The sequence below is a fragment of the Shewanella sp. Arc9-LZ genome (assembly GCF_010092445.1).
Classification (GTDB): domain Bacteria; phylum Pseudomonadota; class Gammaproteobacteria; order Enterobacterales; family Shewanellaceae; genus Shewanella.
Genome location: NZ_CP048031.1, coordinates 4741155 through 4767626, shown reverse-complemented (window position 1 = coordinate 4767626; position 26472 = coordinate 4741155). Strand labels below are relative to the sequence as shown.

Below are 26472 nucleotides of genomic sequence, written 5' to 3'. Positions count from 1 at the left end.
GAGCTGAGGTTGATTACGCAGCCGTTTCGCTGGCTAACCACTGATTAATTTTTTGCTCCATTAAATCTAATGGCAATGCGCCATTTTCTAATAAGCGATCGTGGAACACTTTAATATCAAACTTATCACCTAAGACTTGCTTGGCTTTGGTACGTAGTTCGATAATTTTCAGCTCACCTAACTTATAGCCGAGTGCTTGGCCTGGCCAAACGGTATAGCGCTCAATTTCGCCGGTGGCTTCTGATAAATGAATCCCTTCAGTTGCCACCGCGTAGTCAATGGCTTGTTCACGGCTCCAGCCTTTGGCGTGCATGCCTGTATCAACCACCAGGCGAACTGCACGATGTAACTCTGACTGCAAACGGCCAATGTTGTCGATAGGGTCATTAGCATAAATGCCCATTTCGGCCGCTAAACGTTCGGCATATAAAGCCCAACCTTCGCCAGCCGCATTGGAATAAAACACTGTACTTAGCAGCGGTAATTCATCAGATAAGCCAATAATGGTTTGTAAATGATGACCTGGATTAGTCTCGTGGTAGGTCAAGGTCTGTAATGAATAAGATGGCAGTGATGCTGTGTCATACAAGCTTATCCAGAAGGTGCCTTTGCGTGAACCATCTTGCGAAGGGGCATCGTAAAATGCGCCGCTAGTAGAAGCTGCACGGCTGTCTGGTACCGCTTCAATAGCCACATCTTGATTAGGCAAGCGACCAAACCAGTCTGGTAATTTTGCATCAACCAAGGCTAAGTCGGCATCAATATCGGCCATTAGTTGTTGCTTACCTTCAGGGGTATTAGGGTAAAGATATTGTGGGTCGTTGAGTAACACCTGCATGCGCTCACCGACGGTGCCATCAACATAACCGACTTCTTTGAGTAGCCCGTCCATCTCGGCAGTAATCCGGGCGACTTCAGCTAAACCGAGTTGATGAATTTCATCAGCAGTTTTGGTCGAGTTGCCTAAATGCTGGATAAGCGTTTGATATAACTTCGCCCCTTGGGGTAAACGCCCAATGCCTGCTTCATGAGTTGCTTTTGGACGTACCGCTTCTAAAGCTGCAATCAATTGGCGGGTGGCGGCATAGTATTTAGTGTCTACTAACTCAACTGCAGACTTTACCAATGTATCGCTATCGGCCACTTTGGCTGCGTTAAGTTTAGCGTTAAAGCTGGTTACTAAAGGATGGCTGTTTGCAGGGCCGCTGATTTGGGCCTGTAACCCACGCAGTGTGTTATCAATGACAAAGTCCGGTGGAATGACGCCTATGTCGGCATCATGGTTAAGCTTATCGATAAGCGTACCCATCGCTGCAGGGTATATGCTTAAACGGTTTAAATAAGCGTTCGCTTCATCGGTATTGGTAACGGAAAATTTGTCTTCCATGTAACCGGGGAATTCAATTTGCAAACCCGATAAATGGTTTACGGCATAGGGTAAAAACCACACGCCATACTCGCCTAATACCGTGCCATAATTCACTGTTTGAGCAGGTAATAAAGCGCCTTTCACTTCAGACTTTATCGCGTTTAAGCTGATCGTTTCTGAGGGAGTTAAGCTTGTTGCATCAATATCGTTGAGTTGACTCAGTATTGCCTTAAGCCCTTTGCGACGATGGGTTTCACCCGATGGGCTGTAGTCGGTGAGTTTAGACATCACTTTGGCATTGATGCTTGCGTCGCTCACGCCATAATAAGTGGCAATTTCAGGTCTGAGTACAAAATAGTCTTTAGTGATCGACTCTACTTGCTGCTTAAGACTGAGCTTAGTAGCAGACTTTCCCGCTGTTGCGGTGATAGAGTTGGAATTATTTTCAGGTGTTGCTGGATCTGAACATGCGCTGACGAGCAGACTGATGATTAAGACATTGAGAAGTTTTTTCATTGATTACTCATTAAGTTAATAGCGGTATTCAAGTACGAATATAAGCATATCCTAACAGTTATAGCGGTTAAGCTGTTGCAGTTTTTATATGCTTGTTATTGGAAAACATGAGAGTAAGTTTGACGATAAGGTGTAAATATGGTCTAACATTATTAGACATTGACATGAAAAGGAGAGAAGTATGTTAGGTGAAAGCCATGCGTTATTAGTTGATTTCCCTGAGTATCAAGACAAGATTTCATTGTTAACCGCCAATGATACTGAGTTTGCTGAAGATGCGAAGCGGTATCATAAATTAGATACTGAAATTCGTAAGCTGGAGTTACGCAATACTCCAACAAGTGATGACTTTATTGAGCAAGCAAAGCTTGACCGTTTGGTATTAAAAGATAAGTTGTATCAGTTGTTTACCCAAGCTTAATTCGTTTATTCCGCGTTTGTTTTGGCTATGTCAGCATTTAGGTTGTGATGACATGGTCAATTTCTTGCTGCAATCTCAGTAATTCTTATTTGTTTTTATTATCTTTGATTTATGGCCTACGGCCACTAACGTCGTGGCGCTTCGCCCACACCAGACCAAGAGGAAACCAACGGCTGTTCCCTCTTGGAACTCCCAGCCGCCACATCAAAATTATCTGAAAAGCGATAATTTCGCGACGTGGTTGAATCCAGCTTTTAACTTCGTTTTAGTGTTCTTCGGCCTTATTCGAAAATGCTAACGCTTTCGGTGGTACATCCTGTACCTCGAAAGCTAGCCAGACATCCATGTCTGGACTCACGCTATTTTCTTCAACGTCCTCAATGTTATTGAATCCTGGTGGTTTTAGTCTGCTCACATATTCTTTTTGTTTGTAGTCTTAGTAGTCTAAATGTAAAGGCAACATGAATAGATTTAATTGCTTTACACTAAATAGATAGCAAATGTAGGATGTATATTAATCAATAACTTAAATGTCCGACTTTATTTGGCTAGCAGTTCAATAAGTTGTTAACAGTAAAAGGAATCTACATCTCGTGAAGTATGCCATTATACCTTTAGTTCTTGTTTTAGCTGGTTGCGCTCAAAACTCAGGCATCATTCCAATGGGCGGTGAAACTTATATGGTTTCTCGTCAAGCTGCTACAGGTTTTACTGGTATGGGTACGCTAAAAGCAGAGGCTATGACAGAAGCGTATGCACAGTGTCAAAAGTCAAAAAAAATGGTTAAAGTTCTAGAAACTATCGATGCAAAACCGCCATTTATATTTGGTAATTTCCCTAAAACCGAAATTCGTTTTAAGTGTATTGAAGAATCATAATCTAGTAAATTACTGTTAACAATTTGATGAATCAGGACAAATAACAGTTGGATTTTGCTCCTCCGTCGCTTATTTTAGCCAACATATTATTTTCCTCTTAATGAGGTGTTGGTATTTCACTAATAAAGGAATATTTCGTGGAATCAGAATTTCAGAACCAATTTTGTTATGTATCTACGCTAGAACATCAAAGTACATTTTATGGAAAGTATATTTATCTATACACCGACAAAGGTCAGCTTTCACTTACAAATGATGGTTTAGAATACCTCGGTAAAAAAAATAATTATTCCATTACTCGTAGCTCAATAAAAAATATTGAAATATCTCACTATTCTCGGGTTGCAAAACCTTTTAAGTTAAACTGTATTAAGATTAGTTATATAGTTGATTCAGTTGAAAATACTATTTATCTAACACCAACAGGTTCAGGTTTTACTCCTATTTATAAAACCAATCAGTTAGTAAAAAATTGGTTCTCTAAATTAATGGAAATTATGCCTGAGTTACAAAATACCTAACAAATATGAGCTCCCGCCAGTCTTTAGGTATTAGCCTTAACGCGTTTCCCCTTAAAACGCGTTAGACTAATTCTACTTCTCTTACTTATCAATAAACCATACTCAACACAGTTTACTCTTGTGCAAATACCTTGCGGCCATTTACCCAGGTGGCAATGACTTTGTTTTGCCAAATCTGTTGTGGGTCGATTGTAAAATAGTCATCTTCGACTAGGATAAAGTCTGCTTTTTTACCGGGTTCTAATGAGCCTAATAACTGTTCTTGATGGCCTGCGTAGGCGGCGTCGATGGTGAAGCTTTTGAGTGCTTCGATGCGTGATAGTTTTTCAGTAGCGAGCCAGCCGTCTAGTGGTTGGTTAACATGGTCTTGGCGGGTTACGGATGCATGCAATCCAAAAAATGGGTTGGGTGATTCAATAGGGAAGTCTGAACCATTGGCGATGACGGCATTAGCGTTTAACAGCTTGCGCCACGCATAAGCACCGGCCAAGCGGGCTTTACCTAAACGGTTTTCGGCCATATTTTTGTCGCTGGTGGCGTGGGTTGCTTGAATCGATGCGATAACCCCAAGTTGGGCAAAGCGCGGTATGTCGGCTAAATCGAGAATTTGTGCATGTTCAATGCGATGGCGTAATGCTTTTGAGTCGGTTGCTGCAATGGCGGTTTGGTATTTATCGAGTACCACTTGATTGGCGTTGTCGCCAATGGCGTGGGTATTAACCTGAAAGCCTGCTTTCATCGACTGTAAAATCAGTTTGCCGAGTTGATCGTCTGAATACAGCATTAAGCCTTTATGGCCGGGTTGGTCTGAATATTCTTTGATTAACGCCGCACCACGGCTGCCAAGCGCGCCATCGGCTGATATTTTAACGCTGTCGACTTTAAACATGTCATTAGCAGTGGTGATATGGCCTTGCTTTAAGATGGTGGTAAAGCGAGGGTCTTCAACCGATAGCATGCCATTAACCCGCACGCTCATGGCATTGTTCGCTGCTAATTGTTGGTATGCCTTGATGTTGTCGATGTTGATGCCGGCATCGTGCACACTGGTTAGCCCGTATGACGCTAGGCTATCCATCGCTAGGGTTAAGGTTGATTGTAATTGCTGCTGATTGAGATCGGGGACGATGTTAAACACTAAGTTCATCGCATTATCGATTAATACACCAGTAGGATTACCTTGCTCGTCTTTGACAATTTCACCGCCTTCTGGTGCCACTGTGGTTGACGAAATTCCCGCGAGTGCTAACGCTTTGCTGTTAACCCAAATGGCATGACCGTCAACTCGGCCAAATGATACCGGATTAGCTTTAAAGGCTTTATCTAGGCTTTCTTTAGTCGGGAATTGTTTGCTGTCCCATAACTCTTGGTTCCAACCTCGGCCCATTAACCATCCATCAGTCGGGTTGTTTTTACTAAATGCTTGCGCGCGTTCAACGGCTTGTTGTTCGCTACTGGTGTTGGTCAAGTCTGCGGTTAATAAACTCAAACCATACCCTAGCACATGACCGTGGGCGTCGATTAATCCAGGTAATAAGGTTTTACCTTTGCCATCAATTGAGGTGATATCAGTTGCACTCGGTAAGGCTTGGTTTAAGGTAAATAGTCGATCAATTTTGTCGTCAGTAAATTGGATAGCATTGAAGGTTTGCAGTTTTCCGTCGACGAGCGTGTAGCCATTAACATGATGCATCAGTGTGGTTTGTGCCATGGTGTTTGCGCTTAAACTAGCCAAACATAATGCCACTGATAGCGCTAAATATTCCGTTCTCATCTGTTTTCCCTTTTTATGACGACGATTAATCAGCATTCATTAAATGTTAATTAATGGTTAATGGCAAGGGGCAGTGCAAGTCGTCTTAAGGGGGGGGGAGATTGATGGGGCTATATAGAGGAAATACTCATTGCTGTGTAAATTTATCGCCCAGCTAATACTGGGCGATAATCGTTAAGGCTAGTTGAACTTAGCTAGGGTGCTGGCTAATTCGTTTACATCCAGTACGTTGTAGTCTGGTTGTGCTGCTAGTGGGAACAACACTTTACCTTGGCGACGAATAAAGGCGGTTTGTAAGCCTGCTTTATCTGCACCGGCAATATCCCAGCCGTGCGCGGCAACCATTAACGCTTCATTTGCATTAACACCTAAATCTTTAATGGCCCATTGGTACGTTTTTAAATGCGGCTTAAATACTCCAACAGACTCTATGCTTAAGTTGGCATCAAAATACTGGCTTAAATTAGCATTTTTAAGCTGTAAGGTTACGCCTTCCAATGATGAATTGGTTAAGGTGACTAGTTTGTAGCCTTGGGCCTTCAATTTAGCTAAACCTTCCGCAACATCTGGGTGAGCGGGTAATGAACGAAGTGGCGTTAAAATGGCGGTTTTAGCTTGTTCTGGTGTAATGGCAATGCCGTTGATTTCGGCGACCATTTGCAGTGACGCAACGCCAATGCTACCAAACGTTTGGTAATCACCTGTAGCTGAAACTACTAAAGAATGATGCAGCATGGTTGAGAACCATAATGGCAGTAAATCTTCACGGCCATTAAGCGCTTTACCCACAGAGGCGCGCATATTTTCAAGATCTAACAAGGTTTCATTCACATCAAAAATAATCACTTTAGGCTTAACTAATGGTGCTTGCACCGCAGTATCTGCTAGATTTTTAGCAAAAGCGCTACTGGTATTAAGCATAAAAAAAGCTGTCGCAAGCGATATTAAAACACGGATTTTCATAAAACCTCTGGCAATGTGATGTTGGTTGAAAAGAACTTATCGAGTATTCATCTCACTATTGTTGTCTGTGATACTGACTATAACAAGTTGAACGATTGTTCATTAATATAGTCAGCCTAAATGAAACTGACCTTAAAATCACGGTTTTATTGCCCAATAGTTTAATAAATCTGAACTCGGGATTTGAGGTGACGTACATAGCAGCGCCACTGGAGATAGACATTATCGCCAGTGGTACTGCTATTAGTAGTGAGTTTTAGTTGACGTTGTGGCTATTTGATTGAGAAAAGTTGAGCCCAATTGTTTAACTGTTTAACGGTTTAACGGTTTAACGGTTTAATTGGGTAGCGCAACTACCTGACCATTTTTTACAACGGTTTTACACAGGTTCACTCCGTAAGCATAAGCTAATTGTGCTGGAGTGGTGATATCCCACAGACAAAAGTCAGCTTGTTTACCTACGGTAATACTGCCGACATTATTGTCGATACCAAGTGCTTTTGCAGCATTAATGGTTACACCTTGTAAGGCTTCTTCTGGGGTGAGTTTGAATAAGGTGCAAGCCATATTGAGCATCAATAAAGTGGAGCAAATAGGCGATGACCCCGGATTAAAATCGCTGGCAATAACCATTGGCACCTTGTATTGACGCAGTAAGTCGATTGGCGGTAATTGGGTTTCGCGTAAAAAATAAAATGCGCCGGGTAACAAGGTTGCACAGGTACCACTTTCGCTTATGGCTTTAATACCTGCTTCATCTAGAAACTCAATATGATCGACCGATTTAGCCCCAAGCTTGGCTGCTAAGGCGCTGCCGCCCATATTGGTTAATTGCTCAGCATGCAGTTTAATCTGCAGACCTGCCTGTTTAGCCGCAGTTAATACTCGCTCAGTTTGCTCAAGATTAAAGGCGATATTTTCACAAAATACATCGACGGCATCAGCAAGATTTTCGGCGATTACTGCGGGGAGCATGTCATTAATGACGAGGTCGATATAGGCATCTGCATTGTCTTTATATTCTGGCGGAATAGCATGGGCGCCCAAGAAGGTGGTGCTTACATCAATGTGATGATGTTCGCCTAGCTCACGCGCAACGCGCAATAATTTAAGTTCTGTTTCGGTGTTCAAGCCGTAACCAGATTTAATTTCAACCGTGGTGACGCCTTCTCTGGCTAGGGCGTTTAAGCGTTGTCGACCCAGTTCAAATAACTCAGCTTCATCAGCTTCACGACAGGCGTTAACGGTTGAGATAATACCGCCGCCAGCCCGAGCGATATCTTGGTAACTCGCACCTTGTAAGCGTTGTTCAAACTCATTGGCGCGATTACCGGCAAAGACTAAGTGGGTGTGTGCATCGATAAGCCCTGGTGTTATCCAGCCGCCTTTGCCTCTGTAAACTGGGGTTGCCAGTACATCAAATTCAGGTAGTTCACTGCGCGGGCCAACCCAAGCAATTTTGCCATCTTTTATTGCAATAGCCGCTAGAGGTATTACGCCGTAAGCCCCTTGGATATTGGTATCCATGGTGGCCACGTTTACATCAATCCACACTTGATCCCACGACATGAAAATCCCTAAAAATGCATTAATTATTGATTGCTAAACAATACTTGTTTTAGCTTGTATATACAAGGTAGGATGAATGATGTGTTTTTAAACAGCAATGACATTATTGTCTAAAAAACCGAGAGCTGCTGATATGGCCCAAGCAAAGTTTGCCCAGATAAAACAATTCATTTTGAGCCGTATTGAAACGGGCGAATGGCAAGAGAACGATCGTGTCCCGTCTGAAAATCAGTTAACTGAATTGTTTGCCTGTAGTCGGATGACAGCAAGGCGGGCGTTAACTGAACTGGTGGACTCGGGCGTGCTAGAGCGCACTCAAGGAGTGGGCACTTTTGTGGCAGGTTTAAAGTCGCAATCGTCATTACTGGCTATTCGTAATATTGCCGACGAAATAAAAGACCGTGGCCATGGCTACAGTGTTATCCAGCTTGAATTGAGACAAATCGAGGCCAGCACAACAGTGGCTAATGCATTGGGGCTGGAACTGGGCAGCCCTGTATTTTATTCGGTGTTGGTGCATTGCGAGCAAGGCTTGCCATTACAAGTTGAAGAGCGTTATGTAAACCCACAGCTGGTGCCTGATTACCTACAACAAGATTTTAGCTCACATACTCCCCATGAATATTTGTCGGCAGTAGCGCCACTGACAGAGGCCAAGCATACCGTTGAAGCCATTATGGCTAACGAGCTGTTACAACAAAGGTTGTCGATTGCTGCAACGGAACCTTGCTTACAAATTTTACGTCGTACCTGGTCGCGCCAAGGTGTGGTCAGTTTTGCTCGTTTAGTTCATCCGGGTAGCAAATTTAAACTAGGCGGCCATTTAACCTTTGCGCGTTAAAAGGTGGTATCGAAAATGAAAACCGTAAGACATTAAAAATAGACAACAAGACCAATAAAAAACCAAACTGAATAAACTCGGTTGAAGAGGAACATATGGATAAACGACACGACCCAAGCCGTCGCATTATTGCCCCGCACGGTACCCAATTACAGTGTAAAAGTTGGCTAACCGAAGCCGCGATGCGCATGTTAATGAACAACTTACACCCTGATGTTGCCGAACGCCCAGAAGACTTAGTGGTGTACGGCGGCATTGGCCGCGCCGCGCGCGATTGGCAAAGTTACGACAAAATTATTGAGGTGCTTAAACGCCTTGAAGACGATCAAACCTTATTAGTGCAGTCTGGTAAACCTGTTGGGGTGTTTACTACTCATAGCAATGCGCCACGGGTCATTATTGCTAATTCAAACCTAGTGCCACATTGGGCGAATTGGGAACACTTTAACGAGCTGGATAAAAAAGGTTTGGCGATGTATGGCCAAATGACTGCGGGTTCGTGGATTTATATTGGTTCGCAAGGCATTGTTCAAGGCACTTACGAAACGTTTGTCGCCATGGCTAAACAGCACTTTAATGGCTCGTCAGCGGGTAAGTGGATTTTAACCGGCGGTCTAGGCGGCATGGGCGGTGCACAACCACTGGCTGGTACTATGGCGGGTTATTCGGTATTAACCTGTGAAGTAGATGAAACCCGTATCGATTTTCGCATGCGTACTGGTTACGTCGACAAAAAAGCCACTTCATTAGATCAAGCATTAGCGATGATTTACGAAGCAAACCAAAGCGGCAAGCCTGTTTCAGTCGGTTTATTAGCGAATGCCGCCGATGTGTTTACAGAGCTAGTGACCCGCGGCATTGTGCCTGATGTGGTGACAGACCAAACCTCCGCGCACGACCCATTAAACGGTTATTTACCTCAAGGCTGGACTTTAGAATACGCCGCTCAAATGCGTAAAACTAACGAAGCGGCAGTCGTTAAAGCGGCGAAGCAATCAATGGCGGTGCAAGTTAGAGCAATGTTGGCATTGCAGGCAGCCGGTGCCGCAACCACAGATTATGGTAACAATATTCGCCAAATGGCGTTTGAAGAAGGCGTAACGAATGCGTTCGACTTCCCTGGGTTTGTGCCAGCATATGTACGGCCGTTATTTTGTGAAGGCATTGGACCATTCCGTTGGGTAGCCTTGTCTGGCGATCCGGAAGATATTTACAAAACAGATGCCAAAGTCAAAGAGCTGATTCCAGATAATCCGCAGTTACACAATTGGCTCGACATGGCGCGTGAGCGGATTGCGTTTCAAGGTTTACCTGCACGCATTTGTTGGGTCGGACTTAAAGACCGTGCCCGCTTAGCGTTAGCCTTTAATGAAATGGTCAAAAACGGTGAGTTATCGGCACCGATTGTTATTGGCCGTGATCACTTAGATTCTGGCTCAGTTGCCAGCCCAAATCGTGAAACCGAGGCCATGTTAGACGGCTCTGATGCGGTGTCAGATTGGCCATTAATGAACGCCTTACTCAATACGGCTAGTGGTGCAACTTGGGTGTCATTGCATCATGGTGGCGGCGTTGGTATGGGCTTTAGTCAGCATTCTGGGGTGGTGATAGTGGCCGACGGAACTGATGAGGCTGCGGTACGTTTAGGCCGAGTATTGTGGAACGACCCTGCTACAGGGGTAATGCGTCATGCAGATGCTGGCTATGACATTGCAAAAAATTGTGCCAAAGAGCAAGGCTTAGACCTGCCAATGTTAGGAGCTTAATCCATGTCGACTTATTCATTTGAACTTATTCCAGGTACGTTAACATTGGCGCAGACTCGTGCGATCAGCCGTAATAGTGTCAAGCTGACCCTTGCGAAAGAAGCGATTAAAGACATTAATCAAAGTGCTGAAATCGTCCAACAAGTATTACGTGAAGGCCGTACTGTTTACGGTATCAATACTGGCTTTGGCTTGTTAGCCAACACTAAAATTGTTCCAGAAGATCTGCAATTATTGCAACGCTCTATTGTATTGTCCCACGCCGCTGGCATAGGAAAATACATGCAAGATGCTACCGTGCGCTTAATGATGGTGTTAAAAATTAACTCATTAAGCCGCGGTTTTTCAGGTATTCGTTTAGAGGTTATCGAGTTTCTCATCCAGCTAGTGAATGCCGGAGTGTATCCGTGTGTGCCAGAAAAAGGATCAGTCGGGGCATCGGGTGACTTAGCGCCATTAGCTCACATGTGTTTACCTTTGTTAGGTGAAGGCGAAATGAGCTATCAGGGGCTGATTATCTCAGCAGCGGAAGGTCTTGAGATTGCTGGGCTAAAACCTATTGAATTAGCAGCCAAAGAAGGGTTAGCGTTACTGAATGGTACCCAGGCCTCAACAGCGCTGGCGCTTGAAGGTTTGTTTAATGCAGAAGATTTGTTTGCCGCCAGTTCAATTATTGGCGCCATGAGTGTTGAAGCCGCTATGGGCAGCCGTAGTCCATTTGATGCACGCATTCATGCTGCGCGCGGGCAAAAAGGTCAAATTGACTCAGCAGCCATTTTCCGTCATTTGCTCACTAACGAATCGGAAATTAGCCTAAGCCATACCAATTGCGAAAAAGTGCAAGATCCATATTCACTGCGCTGTCAGCCACAGGTATTAGGTGCGTGCTTAACCCAAATCCGTCAAGCAGCAGAAGTGCTTGGCGCTGAGGCAAACGGTGTTACTGATAATCCATTGGTGTTCCAAGATACGGGCGATATTATTTCGGGCGGTAATTTCCATGCCGAACCCGTTGCGATGGCGGCTGATAACCTCGCGATTGCGATTGCTGAAATGGGCTCTATTTCGGAGCGCAGAATGGCGTTGTTGATTGATTCTAGCTTGTCTAAGTTACCACCATTTTTGGTGGATAACGGTGGGGTGAATTCTGGCTTTATGATTGCCCAGGTCACTGCAGCTGCACTCGCATCGGAAAACAAGACCTATGCGCATCCGGCCTCGGTAGACAGTTTACCGACATCGGCAAACCAAGAAGATCACGTGTCGATGGCGACATTTGCTGCACGACGTTTACGCTACATGAGTGAAAATACCCGTGGAGTATTGGCTATTGAGTTGTTAGCTGCAGCACAAGGACTCGACTTTAGAAAGCCTTTGCAACCAAGCGCCGCCGTAGCTCTGGCCAAAGCTGAACTGCGTGAAATAGTGACGTTTTATGATAAAGACCGTTACTTTTCACCTGATATCGAGAACTCGGTCGACTTGTTGTATAGCGCCAGTTTTAACCGATTGCTACCGCAGGGCATGTTACCGAGTTTTTAATTGAGCGAAACTACATGTCATGAACAGGATATGTTTAGAGTAATTTGATAAAGGACCGCAAGGTCCTTTTTTATTATCTTTTATTGCCCACGCGTCAAAGCTAATTTTTGTTTAATCTTGTTTGGGTATACTCACATTCATTGCAACTGTTAACATAATCGTGAAAATAGTAACTTGCATTAAATTTATCATCTTGACCGATAGAGTCGATGTTTCGGTAACGTTATACATCAACACCATGCATAATGAGCACACTGATAAGCCTGTGAATGTTTGCTTGCATTTATGCGGTTTAATTTACGTCTTTTGATTGAGTAAAGGGCAAACGTGGCTAAGGATTTGTTTGTGAATACAGAAGTGCGGATTGAAATTGCGGCTTGGTTAACTCGTTTGGGTATTAATAGCCAACCATCGGATGGTGTCGCGACATCGATATTAATTTTGGCTTGTGTGGTTGTGGCAGGTTTAAGTTATTACATTACCCATCGATTTGTCGTTCACGGTGTGAATGCAGTGATCCGCCGATCCTCGGTGACTTGGGACGATATTTTCATGCGCTTTAATGTGTTTGAACGTCTCGCTATTTTGATCCCTATTTTAATCCTCGATTTATTGATCCCTATTGTGCTCACCGAGCATGAATTGATTAGCGCTTTTATTGACCGTTTCCTTAGCGCGTTGTTAGTGTTTTTTATGATTCGAGCTGTGTATAGCGGGTTGAATGCGATTGATGAAATTGCTGATATTAATCATGTTAATCGCCGTTTACCGGTAAAAAGTTTTGTGCAGCTGACTAAGTTATTCCTATTTTTTATTGGGTTAATTGTTGTCTTTGCTATTTTAGCCGACCAGTCGCCTATTTATTTCTTTAGTGGTTTAGGTGTGGCTACCGGTTTGGTTATGTTGGTGTTCCGAGACACCATTTTGGGCTTCGTTGCTGGGATTCAACTTGCTGCTAACCGCATGGTGAGTAAAGGCGATTGGATCCAAATGGATAAATACGCTGCAGACGGCGCCGTTGAAGATGTAACCTTAACCACAGTGAAAGTACGAAACTGGGACAATACCATTACCATGATCCCAGCCTATGCATTAGTGTCTGATGCATTTAAGAACTGGCGCGGCATGTCCGAGTCGGGCGGTCGACGAATTAAGCGCTCAATCAATATCGACGTCAATAGCATTCAGTTTTTGACCGATGAAGAACGTATTCGCTTAGGCAAAGTCAATTATTTGAAAGAGTATTTACCGCAAGTATTCAGTGAAATCAGTGTTGCTAATGCCAACATAAGTGATATTGAGATGAAGGTGAATGGCCGTCATTTAACCAATATCGGAACATTTAGAGCATACTTACAAGAGTATTTACGTCGTCATGACAAAGTACATAAAGACATGACATTGATGGTAAGGCAGCTTGCTCCAACCACTGAGGGCTTGCCGATAGAATTATATATTTTTACCAATGACATTCGTTGGACCTATTATGAAGCGATTCAGGCAGACATTTTTGATCACATTTTTGCCGTGTTACCTGAGTTTGGTTTACGTGCGTTTCAAAGCCCAACAGGTACTGACATTCGCAGCATAAAGCAATGTACCGAACAGCATTGATAAGCCGCCAGATAAGCGATATTTGCAGTGGTTAAATTCCTGGTATTAATATCATTGCTGTTGCTGTGGTGGGCGATGCCCGTGCAAGCTAATTGGTTTAATGATATCAATAGGCAAGTTCGCTCAATAGGCGCTGTAAAACCACTGACAGCCGAGCCATTAACAACCGCAGAGCTAGCTGATTACCCAACAAACTATCAATTTGAACGAGTGATAGTACCGAGCCATCAAACCCCGCTGTTTGTGCTACAAGCAGGGCTTGAGCACCGTGACACCGTTGTTCTTATTCACGGCTTAGGTGAGCTGGCTTCTAAAGACTGGTTAACGGTGATTCCTGCGTTAGCAAAGCAGTATCATGTAGTTGCTATCGATTTACCTGGTTTTGGTCTATCGCAAGGTGCTGTATTTACCTATTCACCTAAAGAATATGCCAAGGTGATCGATTGGGTTATTAGCCATTATCGCCATCCCAATGCTCAGGTACATCTTGTGGGACACTCGATGGGGGCAGCGATTAGCTTATACTATGCTAGTCAGTACCCCAGCAAAATTGAGCAACTCGTACTGGTCGATGCCGCCGGCATTTTGGACCGGACTGCCTACTTAAAACAGATTTCTAAACGAGGTATGGCTAGTAGCGAATTACCACAAGGCTTACGCCGAGTGTTAGCCCGGGTTGATAACTTTGCCGATAAGATACTAGAGAAAACTGGAACCGGGTTGGATCCAACGAAATGGTTAAGTCACAATGAGTCTATTCGTAATATGACCATTGGCGAACAAACCAATACTAATGCGGCATTAGCATTAATGGAACAAAACTTCTCAGTGCTTAATTACCAACAGATGCCCGCGACGCAGTTAATTTGGGGCGCAGATGATCAAGTTGCGCCACTACGGACCGCTCAAGCACTGCTACATGTATTACCCACAGCACAACTGCAGGTTATTGCTGGTGCAGGGCATGTACCGATGAAATCGCATCCACACATCTTTAATCAAATGTTATTAACGGGTCTAGCATCGACTTCTATTTTTCCTTCTAATGCTAATGTTTTGGCTCGTGAGCAACATTCAGAAAATAGCAGTAAGCGTATTGGCAAATGCTATCAAGAAAGCCAACAATATTTTTCTGGGCATTATGATCAGCTCATTATTGAAGACTGCAAATTGGTGTTCATTGACAATGTTGATGTAAACCAGCTCACGATGAGTGACTCGATTGTAACCATCAAGTCTAGTCGCATAGGTATGCAGCAGAAAAAGATGAAGATCGCCCGCAGTACTATTAGTGCCACAGACACTCACTTTTTGGGTGAGATTAACAGTACTCGCAGTCGGTTTGATTTAGCTGGGGTAACCTTTTGGGGTGAGTCTCCGGTGTTCATCTCGCAAGAGTCGACTCGGCTAGTGCTATCTTTAGTGCGGATCCATACGCCAACGCACGTTATACGTTTAGGCGGCAGCTATGTGCTAGCCGCTGAGAGTTTAGAAAGCGTGTTATAAAAACCGCTGAATGCTGTGTAAGACACTTCTTGTATATCCAACACTGTCGCACTTCTGATTAATCAATATAAGCTAATTGAACGTTAATTATTGCAGTACTATTTCTGCTGATAATCAGGAACCATTTTTGGATGATAGCCTTTGATAGAACGGTAAAAATCCATTAACTGATTTATTTCGCGTTCAATATCTCCCGTCGGTCTTAACGGTTTGGCAATCACAACCGCTTTGCGGCCAAAATCTAATCCGATTGGCACTATATCAACATCCGCTTTGGCTGCAATATGGTAAAAACCACTTTTCCAACGAGTTACAGGGCTACGTGTGCCTTCAGGTGCTAAGGCCAGTTTATAAAGTGGATCTTGTTGGAATAACAGCACCACGCCATCAACTAAATTATTGTATTTACGTCTATCGACAGGGCTACCGCCCATGGCGCGAAATAGCCATCCCCAGGGCGGAATAAACAGCTGATGCTTGCCTAAAAAATGAATTTTGGTGCCTAAGGCGCTGCGGGCGATAATGCCAATGATGAAATCCCAATTACTGGTATGCGGGCCAACAATAATGACGCATGGCTTAGTATTATCGAGTTGGCCATCAAATTCCCAACCCAGTATTTTGAGTAATCCTAAGCAAAGTGAACTGAACATAGTGTGACCCCAATCATTGAGCTTTATTAAGCTTCTTGTTATTTCAATTTGTCAGCCAAACTGGTGTGGTTAATTGACGTTAATTTGTTGCTGGCATCTGCTGATGCGTACTTTAGCTGATGTGTTATCAGCATAGCCTGCAATCGTACTAATTTCATGCTTAACCTCAATTGTGCTAAGGCATGAGATAAATGTGATTAGTTAAGTTGCTGCAAACTTGCCATTGGCTAGCTATTGACGCGTTATTTCATCTTGTTAGCAGAATAAATAACAAGTTTGATAGCGATAGTGACTAAGATTATGTTTTTTATTATGACCTCCTGAACTCTTATCTCGAGTTCAGGTTAACTAATATGCTGCGCTAATGAGTGGTTGGCTTATCAAACTCAGCGATGTGTTTTGCTTCGTCTAGAATAACCTGTTCTAACTCTGCTTCTGATTTCATCCGCTCAAAATCAAACTTCATCCGTTGTTGTTTTGGTAGCTCATTACGCGCTTCCATGATGGGATGGTTTCTAATCAGCTCATAATGGGTAAACAGGTTAGGGAAGTCTGCCACAACTTGTTCTGACAAGGATAATGCATCAAATAATTTACCTATGCGCATAACGCCTTCAGACAGTTCACAACGATCTTCTAGCATTGCTGCGGCAATGTAACGGATATCAGTCAGTATCTGTTGTCTACGTTCTTCAGCTTTAGCCTTACGCTCAGAAAGTGCTTGTTGATTAGCTTGTGTTGTACGTTTAAGCGTTAACAGTAAGTGTGTTGCGTAGGTAGCAAGGGCTACAATGATGAGTAGAGCAATTACGATGGCGGTTGTAGACACAATTTATCCTTTTTTGAATACAAAACTGGCGCGATTTGCGCCAGTTTTTTGATATCAAACCAAGAAATAGCTTGGTATTACTTTCATCGAGCAGATTAATCTTTCTGCTGATAATCTTTAAGCATATCGGCACCTGATTCAAAACGATTTAATAGTTCATCGTCACTCAGTTGCTTTTTAGGACTTTGTGTTGGCGTATCATCGCCTTCAGTTAGGCCTAAGCTCAACATCAGTTGCTCAATTTTGTCTAATTGAATATTCAACCACGTTTGATCAGTGTCAGATAAATCACGACCTTCTTCAAGTTGGTCAAGTAACTGATTTAGTCTTGGATCATCTTCAAGTTTCAGTAACTTCTGTTCGTCAGTCAGTTTAGGCTGTTTAGGCTTAACCACTAATGGCGCGGTAACAGACGTAGGTAAAGTAAGTGCTACCGGCTTTTTGCTGCCATGACGGACATCTTTACTCTTAACCGAAGTGTTACCTGATGCTTGTTTAAGCAACGTTTCATTGTGACGGCTGCCTGATTTACGGCCGGTTTCAGATTTTTTACCATCGACCGCGTTGCGATCAACTTTTTTTACTCTAGGTGCAAACTTAGCGCCGTTTTCGCCGCCTTTGCGAGTTTTTTTACTGCGAGCCATGATGTTCTCGTTAGGTTTTCTAAACACGTCCTTGCAGAGCAATTTCTACAAGGCACTAAATAAGGATGCGCTTTATATCAGATTTTGATGATTTTTGCATCAAAACCAGATCTTTCGATGCAAATAATAGCTCAAAATCACTATTTAATGCTAAATATTCGAATGTCTGCTGCTGGTAAAAGCTTACATGAGTTGGATTGTTTTTGTAATGCCATTTGGCAAAATGGTCTTGATCGGTCAATAAAGGCGTGCCTATTGCTAACCAGCCATTGGGTTTAACCAGTTGATTGAGTAATTTCCATTCACGGTGTGGATGACGAAAGTGTTCGAATACCCGGTAACAACATACAAAATCATAGCTATGTTGCAGTACCGACTGATCTGCAGCAAAGAATGGGTCGTACTGATTAACAAGATGACCAGCATCAACAATGGATTGTCTGCTCTGTTCGTCAAGTAAGCGGCCAAAATTAAGACCAGTTAACGCACCGCTCTGTTGCTGAGATATTTGGGCTAATAGTGGCAGAATAAATTGCGATAATGGTTTCTGACTCGATGACTTTTGCGATCGACCGTAACGCTGACGCTCAACATCTGGCATAAGATGTGATTTTGGGTTAGCAAAGACTAAGCCACACCGTTCGCAGATGTAGAAAGCTCTTTTTTTGTCTTGAACAAAAAAATCAGCACTATGATTACAAAGCGGACATACGTTCATCAAATACAGCATTACCTAAGTATTGACTTAATAAACGATTATATAGCGAATGCGGTTAATTTAAAGTAAGTATTTGAAATGAAGTTGATATTGATGCTATTTGGGCATAAAAAAAAGCGGCAGTATAAACTGCCGCCTCGTAAAATAGTGCCTAACGCACTTTATTCTGATTCCAAGTATCCGTACTTGCTATGTGACTATCCCGGTCAGATCTTTATTTCTTCTGCTTTCCATGCCGTTTTTAATTGTTATTGGTCATCAATGACGCTTTTTTATATTCTGTTGCCGTCCTGACTACAGCTTCCGTAGATGGTCTTCAATGACGCATCATTATCCTAATTGTCTTCAATGACATTAGTTAACCATCCTTGTTACTTTATACCTTCGAGCGATAAAGCTTCCAGCGGGTGCATCCTCAGCAATAAGCTTTGTTTGCCATTATTTGAATCCTTCAAATAATACTCTGGGTTATCAGTCACTCTGTTGTGTAAGGCAGTGCTAAATAGCATGTCGACCAATCGGTCTATTCCTTACAAATTCTGCGACCAGTATTTCAAAATGAAATCTCGACTCATATTATTATTATTAGTGAGTGGTCTTAAATTATTATTATTATGAATTATCTTTATTCTTATATCTTAAATGTATCAGTCCGAAACCTGCTTGATGTTATTAGATTTATGTTACAAACAGTTGGGTTTACCTCGGTACGGGGTGTATTTAACGCTAAAAGTGTGAACACTGTCAAGCAATAATCGATGAAGCTTACGTCAACGTCAACTTGGTGGCATAAAAAAAGGGCTAGAAAGCCCATTTTTTTATTAGTAAATATTCAAGGGTATTAGTGCTTAATACTTGAAATATATTTAGATAATGCTTCGATATCAGCATCAGATAATTTTTTAGCTACATCTTGCATCATGCCATTTAAATCGTTGTGACGAACTCCATCACGAAATTGTGTTAGCTGAATTTTGATATAGTTAGCATGCTGACCACCCACGACAGGGAAGCCTGCAGCAGCTGCGCCTTGGCCTTCAGGACCATGACAGGCAACACATGCTGTAATACCACGAGCGGCGTCACCGCCTTTATACAGTTTTTCACCTGCTGTGGGTACGTCGGCAACATCGGCGACAACTTGTACTTGGCTTGCAAAGAATGCTGAAACATCAGCGATGTCTTCATCACTGAGCCCCATTGCAAAACCGATCATAATTGGGTTCATGCGACCTTCAGCACCACCGGTTTTAGCAGCAAGACGAAATTCTGTTAATTGTTTTTCAAGATAGGCAGGGTGTTGTCCTGCTAATTTAGGATACATATCAATCATGCTATTGCCGTCAGCACCGTGACAGGCAGAACATACGATTGCTTTAGTTTTGCCTGCTTCAGCATTACCTTCAGCCATAACTGATGATGACATAGCGGCGACTACAGACAGCGCAAGAGCTAACTTTTTCATGGCGTTCCAACTTCTAGTTAATTTATTGTCCTGAGCTTACTAGGAAGACCCGCAAGCGTGGTAAAATGTTTTTTCCAAGCGCTCTGATGTAGTTTACGATGCTCGTGAAGAGCTAGATCATTTATGACTACATCACACATATCAGCGTTGCTTGGGTATATAATGTGATCAGGCTAATATTTTACACGAAAATGTGCAAAAGTAAGCAATTGTTAAAAATTTATGGTAATGCGTTTACTAGAAGTAATTTAATTGGAGTTAAGAGTGACAGAATCTCGTATCGATTTCCGTAGGGCTAAGTTTTTAATCAGTGCGCCGGATATTGCGCATTTAGATCAGTATCTTCCTGGGGATATCGGGGTGGAGATTGCGTTCGCTGGGCGCTCTAATGCCGGTAAGTCCAGTGCGCTAAATGCGCTTACTGAACAAAAAAGTTTAGCTCGAACCAGTAAAACGCCAGGTCGAACCCAATTGATCAACGTGTTTCAGCTAGATGATGATCGTCGTTTAGTCGATTTACCTGGCTATGGTTTTGCGCAAGTTCCTTTAGCATTAAAACATAAATGGCAAGAAGCGCTTGGCGAATATCTACAAAAGCGTGCTTGTTTAAGTGGTGTGGTGGTATTGATGGATATCCGTCATCCATTGAAAGATCTCGATATGCAAATGATTGAGTGGGCAGTATTAAGCAACATTCCTGTATTAGCATTGCTAACAAAATCGGATAAATTGACTCAAAGCGTCAAAATGAAAACCGTTAATGATGTGCGTGCAGCCTTAAAAGATTTTGGTGATAAAGTGCAAGTTGAGACACTATCGTCGCTAAAAGGCACCGGTAAGCCCAAAGTGTTGAGCATCTTAAATGATTGGTGTCATCCAGAATGGTTAGCTGAGCAGAAGGCAGAGCAAGCGTCGGAGTCGGAGTTAGAACCAGAGTAGCGGTCGAGTGATATAAAAGATTAGCAAAATTAAGAACCGGCAAATATGTCGGTTTTTTTTCGTCTGAGTTTTCTACGTTGTAACAATGGCGATTTTTAAGCAAAAAAAAACCGATAACCAAACGGCCATCGGTACAAATAAATTAGCTCTTTTGGGGAGAAGCTAAATTCAACAAGACTCAAGTGCCATCAACTCAATTTGATGACTCTCAATAACCCTATAATAACTGTTTTTTAATCAACATTAAAGTATTTACTCTAAATATTTTTAATGATAAAAAAAATCAAAAAAAAGCCCCAGCAACCTAAGTTGCTGGGGCGCCGAATTTGGCTAGTCACTATCGCTAGTGAAATAAAGGTTTGAAAGATTGAACATCTTAACCTCTGTACCCTACAGCGAATATAATAGCTTATTCGCCTTAAAATGAAAAACTGTTTTTCATAAAAAGATACAATAACTGTGACTACAAACTCAAAATAGTCTTTATTTGCCGCTTAGAACGATGAACTAGTCGGTTATATATCATTAAATTGGTCATTGAGGCATAGGTTGAGTAATAGAGGATGCATAGGTGGTGAGGATATTTATTGCGCTAAGCGTTCATTTCGGTTCAGTTTAGCCATAGTTACAATGTCCAAATAAAAATACCGTATTTTAATGAATACGGTATTTTTGTTTTAGCTACAGACGTTTATTTTGCAAACATAACCTAATCCAATGACTAGTGGGCTTCATTCCAGTTGTCGCCAATGCCAGCCTCGGCTAATAATGTCACGTCTAATGACGCTGCTTGCGCCATTAAATCGCACACTTTGGTTTTTAGGGTTTCAGCCTGGGCCTCATCGACTTCAAATACTAATTCATCGTGTACTTGCATTATCAGGGTGATTTCACCTTGAGTGTCTTGGTTAATCCACTGGTGAATGGCTATCATGGCTTTTTTGATGATGTCTGCTGCAGTTCCTTGCATCGGAGCGTTAATCGCTGCACGTTCAGCTGCCTGACGACGCATTGCATTGCGGTCGTTGATTTCAGGCAAGTATAAACGACGTCCGAATAATGTAGATACATAACCTAGCTCAGCGGCGATGGCTCGGGTTTCTTCCATGTATTTGAGTACACCTGGATAGCGAGCAAAATACGTGTCGATATACTTTTGTGCTTCATTGCGTGGAATATCTAGCTGTTTGGCTAAACCAAACGCAGACATTCCATAAATTAAGCCAAAGTTAACCGCTTTGGCGCGGCGACGTTGCTCGGTGGTGACTTCTTCAAAGTGCACTCCAAAGACTTCCGCTGCGGTAGCTTTATGAATGTCTTTGCCTTCTGCGAATGCGGTTAGCAAGCCTGCATCTTGAGATAAATGAGCCATGATCCGCAGTTCTATTTGTGAATAATCGGCAGCTAAAATTTTACGACCGGCAGGGGCAATAAAGGCTTGGCGAATACGACGGCCTTCTTCAGTACGGATCGGAATATTCTGTAAGTTTGGCTCACTTGATGACAAACGACCGGTTGCAGCATTAGCTTGGTGGTAACTAGTATGCACTCTGCCAGTAGCGGCATTAACCATAAGTGGCAGTTTGTCGGTATAAGTGCTCTTTAATTTGGCTAGGCTACGATGTTCAAGAATAACTTTAGGTAAAGGGTAGTCAAGTGCCAGCTCCACTAATACATCTTCTGCTGTTGATGGCGCACCTTTAGGGGTTTTCTTCTTTATTGGATAACCTAGTTTTTCAAAAAATAGCGTTTGTAGTTGCTTTGGTGAAGCGAGGTTAAATTTTTCCTCGGCAATTTCGTAGGCTTTATTTTCCAAATCATCAAGCTTTTTGGCTAACTCACCACTTTGTTGACTAAGTAGCATTGAATCAATCAATACACCTTGGCGCTCTACATCAGACAATACTTGTATTAATGGTAATTCTAGCTCATTAAATACACTGGCCAGTTCTGGTTCTTTTTCAAGCCTTGGCCATAGATGTTGATGTAAACGCAGAGTGATATCGGCATCTTCAGCGGCGTATGGCCCAGCAATATCCAAATGAACTTGATTAAACGTCAGCTGCTTTGCGCCTTTGCCTGCGACTTCTTCAAAACTGATATTTTTATGGCCAAGGTATTTTAACGCTAAACCGTCCATGTCGTGACGCGATGCGATTGAATTAAACACATAGGATTCGAGCATGGTGTCAAAGCGTATACCTTTGAGGGTAATGCCTGCGTTGGCTAAAATACTCATATCATACTTGAGATTTTGACCTACTTTTTGCGGTTTATCGCCTTCAAGGATCGGACGCAACTTTTCAAGCGCGCTGGCTTTATCAATTTGCTGCGGCGCATCAAGGTAATCATGTGCTAACGGTAAATAGGCTGCTTTACCTGCTTCGGTAGCAAATGATAAACCGACAAGTTCCGCTTCCATGTAGTTGAGACTGGTGGTTTCGGTATCAATCGCTATCAGTTCGGCGCTATTAAGTTTTTCAATCCATTTATCAAGCGCTTCTATGGTCAGAATCGTTTCATACTCAGCTTCAATGGTTGGCGATACGGTGATTTCTTCTTCGCTATCTTGGCTGATGGTACCGCGGGGTTGCTTATTATCGAGTACTTCCGCTAACCAACGCTTGAATTCCATTTCACCGAAGCATTTAATGAGTTCATCACGGTCTTGAGGCTTAACCGTCATTTGATGCCAGTCTTGTGCTAACTCGACATCGGTTTTAATGGTCGCCAGTTCATATGATAACTTTAACATGTCGGCATTTTCGATGATTTTAGCCGGCATGGTTTTCGAGCCTCTAAAGCCAACTTCAACGACGCTTTGTGGATCGGCTAAAATATTTTCTACACTTCCTACACCAAGCAGCATCGCCAGCGCGGTTTTCTCACCGACGCCAGGTAAACCTGGAATGTTATCGGACTTGTCGCCCATGAGTGCTAAGAAGTCGATTATTCTATCGGGACTGACACCATATTTCGTTTTGACCTCTTCAGGGCCCATAATGGTATCTGTCATGGTATTGATTAACGTGACATGCTCATTCACTAGCTGTGCCATGTCTTTATCGCCGGTACTGATTAATGTTGCCCGGCCTTCTTTACTCGCTTGAAGAGCGATGGTACCGATCACATCGTCGGCTTCCACACCAGAAATGCTGATCAAAGGTAAACCCATTGCGTGAATGATTCTATGTAATGGTTCTATTTGATTACGCAGATCATCGGGCATAGGTGGGCGCTGGGCTTTGTATTCACTGTACATATCGTTGCGGAAAGTTTTGCCTTTAGCATCAAAAACAACAGCGATATGACTAGGACTGTAACGGCTTAATAAACTACGAAGCATGTTAACAACACCGTAAACCGCGCCTGTTGCTTCACCTTTTGAATTGGTTAAATGAGGCGGCGCATAATAAGCGCGATAAAGATAAGATGAGCCATCAACTAAGATGAGCGGGTTATTGGGAATTGTTGGCATAATTAATATTCGTGTTCAGTATTTTGCGAGACTAATAGGATGACATTATACCCATAGCACCTCAAGATGCTTGTGCGATTGTCAGTTATTTACTCAAGATAGTGTCAATAATCGTAACGTTTGACTCGTTGTGTATCCAGTGAGGTTTTTTGGGCAATTTTATAGAGAAAAGCCAACAATCAGCCACGCCAAAAGACTCTCAGCCTGTGGATAAGTCTGTGAGTGAATTAATCAACGTTGCTGGATAGATTTTCTTACGGCTTGAAATGAAATCAGTAACTAGTTGAGTTATATGTTATTTTTTATTTTTTGTGAGCTAAATATTATTTCTAATAAATATTACTAATTTGTGGACTTTTTTATTGATGTCAGTTAAGTCACAATCGAATTCAGTGATGTTTTATGACTAAAAAAAAGGCATCTAGCAAATTCGACGTTCTAAGTTAGCACGATTTTTAATCAGATCAATCGTTTTGTTGGTTTTTTGTTGTAAATTTTACATTATCAATTAAAAGTTGAAGGAAGATGTCATGAAAAAGATTGCTGTTTTACTGAGTGGCTGTGGTGTATTTGATGGAACTGAAATTCACGAGGCTGTATTAACCCTACTGGCGATAACGCGAGCGGGTGCTCAATATCAATGCTTTGCTCCAGATATTACCCAAATGCATGTGGTGAATCATTTAACCGGTGAGGTCAACACCGACGAAACCCGTAATGTATTAGTTGAGTCTGCACGGATCGCTCGTGGTGAAGTACTTAATGCCAGTACATTAGAGGTAAGTCAATTTGATGGTTTGGTGATCCCTGGCGGTTTTGGTGCGGCTAAAAACTTATCTAATTTTGCAACTACAGGCAGTAATTGCCATATTCAGCCAATTGTAGAAAACTTTATTCGTGAGTTTGCGTTAGCGCATAAACCTGTTGGTTTTGTGTGTATTTCACCGGTGATGATCCCTCATATTTACGGCGCAGGCGCTATAGGCACAATTGGAACTGATTCTGAGACGGCTCATGCATTTACTGAAATGGGCGGTAAGCATAAAAATGTGCAAGTTGAAGATATTGTCGTTGATGAAGTCAATAAAATCGTCAGTACACCTGCGTATATGCTAGCAACGTCGATTTTAGAGGCACATATTGGCATTGAGAAGTTGGTTAATAAAGTACTCGAAATGGCTTAGTGATTTGGGCTGAGATGCATTGTGAATATGAGCGGATTAATGATAAAAGAGTGCCACCTAAAGTGGCATTTTTATTTATGGTTAGCTGGTTTTAGTTGTTGGTGAGGTTCTACTATCAAATAATGCTTGAGCTAACCCAACACAAAGCCCTGCAATGTGGGCGCCATTCGCAATTGGCATGCCTAACACATCAGTAAAGCCGAGAACCAACCAAACGAGCATAAATCCCATATAAGATTGCGGCAAACTAATACCGCAGCTAGGTTTACGAATACCCATTAGCCAAGTGTAACCTACCACAGCGTACACGACGCCAGACAAGCCACCAAAATTAGGCCCTGTCATGTAAAACTGCACAATATTAGGCAAAGTACCCGCGACAACTAATAAAAACAGTAACGGTCTAGTCCCCAAATTGGTTTCAATTTTACCGCCTAAGTACCACCACCACAGCAAATTAAAGATAATATGCATAGCAGAAAAGTGCATTAAGCTTGGGGTGAATACCCGCCACACTTGGTTTACATCACTGTCCGCAACGGCACTAAAAAAAGATAACTTAGTGGAGATGGCATCGGCAAAACCAAGGTTCATGCCCGCGAAAACGGCAACACAAGCAAAAAAGCACACTAATGTCAGTGGGCCTGCACCTGTCATAAACTGTTGAATTAAGCCTTTAGTTCCTGGGCCATAGTCAAATTTGGTATCCGTTGCACCGTTGTCCCAAGAGGCTTGCAAGTATTTACTATCGTATGGGTTTTTAGCAAACTCAATTAACTCGGCGCGAGCTTGGTTTTCGTCGGCGGGGTTAGTGATTATTAGGCCAACACCCTGAGAATGAGTCACTGCATGGCATTGAATATTTAACCCTTTGAGGTAGTCAATAAATGCCTGTGCTGCACGTGCATTAGGTAGTTGGCCGATTTCTATCATGCGTGAGCCAAGCTCCAAGCACTATAACCACCATCTAAACTGTAGATGTCGTCAAAACCTTGTTCGTTTAAATAACTGGCTGCGCTTTGGCTGCTCATTCCATGGTAGCAGACAACGACTACCGGCTTGTCCATATCAGCACCGCCAATGAAGTCAGCTAGATTTTCGTTGGTTAAATGGGTCGCACCTTCAATATGGCCAGCAGCAAAACTCGCTGCGTCGCGAATATCAACAACTTGTATGTCGTTAGATTCAGTCGACATATGGATAAGCTCATTAATAGACAAATGTTTAAAACCAGACATGATATTACCTATAAAAATATACAAATAGCGATGTGCTTAGCGCC

At 42.7% G+C, this 26472-nt stretch carries 22 protein-coding genes; 10 read left to right on the top strand and 12 right to left on the bottom strand.

What is annotated here, in order from left to right:
• Nucleotides 1-13: 13 nt before the first annotated feature.
• Nucleotides 14-1885 (bottom strand): DUF885 family protein, encoded by a 1872-nt coding sequence (locus GUY17_RS20445; RefSeq protein ID WP_162024181.1) that lies wholly within the window; start codon nucleotides 1883-1885, stop codon nucleotides 14-16.
• A gap of 181 nt (nucleotides 1886-2066) precedes the next feature.
• Between GUY17_RS20445 and GUY17_RS20440 the strand changes: the two genes are divergently transcribed.
• The 3 genes from GUY17_RS20440 to GUY17_RS20430 all read left to right on the top strand — a co-directional run bounded on the left by GUY17_RS20440 (nucleotide 2067) and on the right by GUY17_RS20430 (nucleotide 3705).
• Nucleotides 2067-2306 (top strand): YdcH family protein, encoded by a 240-nt coding sequence (locus tag GUY17_RS20440; RefSeq protein WP_162024180.1) that lies wholly within the window; start codon nucleotides 2067-2069, stop codon nucleotides 2304-2306.
• Nucleotides 2307-2899: 593 nt separating this feature from the next.
• Nucleotides 2900-3184, top strand: a complete 285-nt coding sequence (locus GUY17_RS20435; RefSeq protein WP_243638288.1) for a hypothetical protein — start codon at nucleotides 2900-2902, stop codon at nucleotides 3182-3184.
• A gap of 137 nt (nucleotides 3185-3321) precedes the next feature.
• The gene (locus GUY17_RS20430; RefSeq protein WP_162024179.1) at nucleotides 3322-3705 is read left to right on the top strand and encodes a hypothetical protein; all 384 of its coding nucleotides are present in this window, start codon (nucleotides 3322-3324) and stop codon (nucleotides 3703-3705) included.
• Nucleotides 3706-3817: 112 nt separating this feature from the next.
• Here the strand turns inward: GUY17_RS20430 and GUY17_RS20425 are convergent, their stop codons facing one another.
• The 3 genes from GUY17_RS20425 to hutI all read right to left on the bottom strand — a co-directional run bounded on the left by GUY17_RS20425 (nucleotide 3818) and on the right by hutI (nucleotide 8011).
• Nucleotides 3818-5479 (bottom strand): amidohydrolase, encoded by a 1662-nt coding sequence (locus GUY17_RS20425; protein ID WP_162024178.1) that lies wholly within the window; start codon nucleotides 5477-5479, stop codon nucleotides 3818-3820.
• A gap of 180 nt (nucleotides 5480-5659) precedes the next feature.
• A complete protein-coding gene (locus tag GUY17_RS20420) occupies nucleotides 5660-6400 on the bottom strand; it encodes a haloacid dehalogenase type II (RefSeq protein WP_208062946.1) in 741 nt (246 codons plus the stop codon).
• Between the two features lie 378 nt (nucleotides 6401-6778).
• Nucleotides 6779-8011, bottom strand: coding sequence for an imidazolonepropionase (hutI, locus tag GUY17_RS20415; RefSeq protein WP_162024176.1), 1233 nt, complete (start codon nucleotides 8009-8011; stop codon nucleotides 6779-6781).
• A 133-nt stretch (nucleotides 8012-8144) separates the two neighbouring features.
• Between hutI and hutC the strand changes: the two genes are divergently transcribed.
• The 5 genes from hutC (at nucleotide 8145) to GUY17_RS20390 (ending at nucleotide 15280) form a co-directional block, all read left to right on the top strand.
• Nucleotides 8145-8852 carry a histidine utilization repressor gene (gene hutC, locus GUY17_RS20410; RefSeq protein WP_162024175.1) on the top strand — a complete coding sequence of 236 codons (708 nt, stop codon included), beginning with the start codon at nucleotides 8145-8147 and terminating at the stop codon, nucleotides 8850-8852.
• A gap of 95 nt (nucleotides 8853-8947) precedes the next feature.
• Nucleotides 8948-10618 carry a urocanate hydratase gene (hutU, locus tag GUY17_RS20405; RefSeq protein WP_162024174.1) on the top strand — a complete coding sequence of 557 codons (1671 nt, stop codon included), beginning with the start codon at nucleotides 8948-8950 and terminating at the stop codon, nucleotides 10616-10618.
• 3 nt (nucleotides 10619-10621) lie between these two features.
• Complete coding sequence (hutH, locus tag GUY17_RS20400; protein WP_162024173.1) at nucleotides 10622-12160, top strand: histidine ammonia-lyase; 1539 nt, start codon at nucleotides 10622-10624, stop codon at nucleotides 12158-12160.
• A 345-nt stretch (nucleotides 12161-12505) separates the two neighbouring features.
• A complete protein-coding gene (locus tag GUY17_RS20395) occupies nucleotides 12506-13774 on the top strand; it encodes a mechanosensitive ion channel family protein (RefSeq protein ID WP_101088621.1) in 1269 nt (422 codons plus the stop codon).
• Nucleotides 13775-13855: 81 nt separating this feature from the next.
• Nucleotides 13856-15280 carry an alpha/beta fold hydrolase gene (locus GUY17_RS20390; RefSeq protein ID WP_162024172.1) on the top strand — a complete coding sequence of 475 codons (1425 nt, stop codon included), beginning with the start codon at nucleotides 13856-13858 and terminating at the stop codon, nucleotides 15278-15280.
• 98 nt (nucleotides 15281-15378) lie between these two features.
• Here the strand turns inward: GUY17_RS20390 and GUY17_RS20385 are convergent, their stop codons facing one another.
• The 5 genes from GUY17_RS20385 to GUY17_RS20365 form a co-directional block, all read right to left on the bottom strand.
• On the bottom strand, nucleotides 15379-15933 hold the full coding sequence (locus tag GUY17_RS20385; protein WP_101088619.1) for a lysophospholipid acyltransferase family protein: 555 nt from the start codon (nucleotides 15931-15933) through the stop codon (nucleotides 15379-15381).
• Between the two features lie 361 nt (nucleotides 15934-16294).
• Nucleotides 16295-16762 carry a DUF2489 domain-containing protein gene (locus tag GUY17_RS20380; RefSeq protein ID WP_101088618.1) on the bottom strand — a complete coding sequence of 156 codons (468 nt, stop codon included), beginning with the start codon at nucleotides 16760-16762 and terminating at the stop codon, nucleotides 16295-16297.
• 95 nt (nucleotides 16763-16857) lie between these two features.
• Nucleotides 16858-17406 (bottom strand): Der GTPase-activating protein YihI, encoded by a 549-nt coding sequence (gene yihI / locus GUY17_RS20375; protein WP_162024171.1) that lies wholly within the window; start codon nucleotides 17404-17406, stop codon nucleotides 16858-16860.
• 55 nt (nucleotides 17407-17461) lie between these two features.
• A complete protein-coding gene (locus GUY17_RS20370; protein WP_101088616.1) occupies nucleotides 17462-18124 on the bottom strand; it encodes a methyltransferase domain-containing protein in 663 nt (220 codons plus the stop codon).
• A gap of 841 nt (nucleotides 18125-18965) precedes the next feature.
• The gene (locus GUY17_RS20365) at nucleotides 18966-19589 is read right to left on the bottom strand and encodes a cytochrome c (RefSeq protein ID WP_101088615.1); all 624 of its coding nucleotides are present in this window, start codon (nucleotides 19587-19589) and stop codon (nucleotides 18966-18968) included.
• 264 nt (nucleotides 19590-19853) lie between these two features.
• On the opposite strand from GUY17_RS20365, the gene yihA reads away from it, so the two are divergent.
• On the top strand, nucleotides 19854-20528 hold the full coding sequence (yihA, locus tag GUY17_RS20360) for a ribosome biogenesis GTP-binding protein YihA/YsxC (protein WP_162024170.1): 675 nt from the start codon (nucleotides 19854-19856) through the stop codon (nucleotides 20526-20528).
• Between the two features lie 721 nt (nucleotides 20529-21249).
• Here the strand turns inward: yihA and polA are convergent.
• Nucleotides 21250-24006, bottom strand: a complete 2757-nt coding sequence (gene polA / locus GUY17_RS20355) for a DNA polymerase I (RefSeq protein ID WP_162024169.1) — start codon at nucleotides 24004-24006, stop codon at nucleotides 21250-21252.
• A 530-nt stretch (nucleotides 24007-24536) separates the two neighbouring features.
• Between polA and elbB the strand changes: the two genes are divergently transcribed.
• Entirely contained in the window at nucleotides 24537-25190 is a 654-nt protein-coding gene (gene elbB, locus GUY17_RS20350) for an isoprenoid biosynthesis glyoxalase ElbB (RefSeq protein ID WP_101088612.1), read from the top strand.
• A gap of 81 nt (nucleotides 25191-25271) precedes the next feature.
• Here the strand turns inward: elbB and glpG are convergent, their stop codons facing one another.
• Together glpG and glpE are read right to left on the bottom strand one after the other, a co-directional pair.
• A complete protein-coding gene (glpG, locus tag GUY17_RS20345) occupies nucleotides 25272-26123 on the bottom strand; it encodes a rhomboid family intramembrane serine protease GlpG (RefSeq protein ID WP_162024168.1) in 852 nt (283 codons plus the stop codon).
• The gene (glpE, locus tag GUY17_RS20340; RefSeq protein WP_123778174.1) at nucleotides 26120-26428 is read right to left on the bottom strand and encodes a thiosulfate sulfurtransferase GlpE; all 309 of its coding nucleotides are present in this window, start codon (nucleotides 26426-26428) and stop codon (nucleotides 26120-26122) included. The genes glpG and glpE overlap by 4 nt, the downstream gene beginning before the upstream one ends.
• Between the last annotated feature and the right edge of the window lie 44 nt (nucleotides 26429-26472).

Coding starts and splice junctions, on each gene's coding strand:
- GUY17_RS20365 (WP_101088615.1), bottom strand. CDS start 19,589: ATGAAAAAGTTAGCTCTTGCGCTGTCTGTAGTCGCCGCTATGTCATCA.
- GUY17_RS20425 (WP_162024178.1), bottom strand. CDS start 5,479: ATGAGAACGGAATATTTAGCGCTATCAGTGGCATTATGTTTGGCTAGT.
- GUY17_RS20385 (WP_101088619.1), bottom strand. CDS start 15,933: ATGTTCAGTTCACTTTGCTTAGGATTACTCAAAATACTGGGTTGGGAA.
- glpG (WP_162024168.1), bottom strand. CDS start 26,123: ATGATAGAAATCGGCCAACTACCTAATGCACGTGCAGCACAGGCATTT.
- GUY17_RS20445 (WP_162024181.1), bottom strand. CDS start 1,885: ATGAAAAAACTTCTCAATGTCTTAATCATCAGTCTGCTCGTCAGCGCA.
- polA (WP_162024169.1), bottom strand. CDS start 24,006: ATGCCAACAATTCCCAATAACCCGCTCATCTTAGTTGATGGCTCATCT.
- GUY17_RS20420 (WP_208062946.1), bottom strand. CDS start 6,400: ATGCTTAATACCAGTAGCGCTTTTGCTAAAAATCTAGCAGATACTGCG.
- glpE (WP_123778174.1), bottom strand. CDS start 26,428: ATGTCTGGTTTTAAACATTTGTCTATTAATGAGCTTATCCATATGTCG.
- GUY17_RS20440 (WP_162024180.1), top strand. CDS start 2,067: ATGTTAGGTGAAAGCCATGCGTTATTAGTTGATTTCCCTGAGTATCAA.
- hutI (WP_162024176.1), bottom strand. CDS start 8,011: ATGTCGTGGGATCAAGTGTGGATTGATGTAAACGTGGCCACCATGGAT.
- elbB (WP_101088612.1), top strand. CDS start 24,537: ATGAAAAAGATTGCTGTTTTACTGAGTGGCTGTGGTGTATTTGATGGA.
- GUY17_RS20370 (WP_101088616.1), bottom strand. CDS start 18,124: ATGAACGTATGTCCGCTTTGTAATCATAGTGCTGATTTTTTTGTTCAA.
- hutH (WP_162024173.1), top strand. CDS start 10,622: ATGTCGACTTATTCATTTGAACTTATTCCAGGTACGTTAACATTGGCG.
- yihI (WP_162024171.1), bottom strand. CDS start 17,406: ATGGCTCGCAGTAAAAAAACTCGCAAAGGCGGCGAAAACGGCGCTAAG.
- hutU (WP_162024174.1), top strand. CDS start 8,948: ATGGATAAACGACACGACCCAAGCCGTCGCATTATTGCCCCGCACGGT.
- hutC (WP_162024175.1), top strand. CDS start 8,145: ATGGCCCAAGCAAAGTTTGCCCAGATAAAACAATTCATTTTGAGCCGT.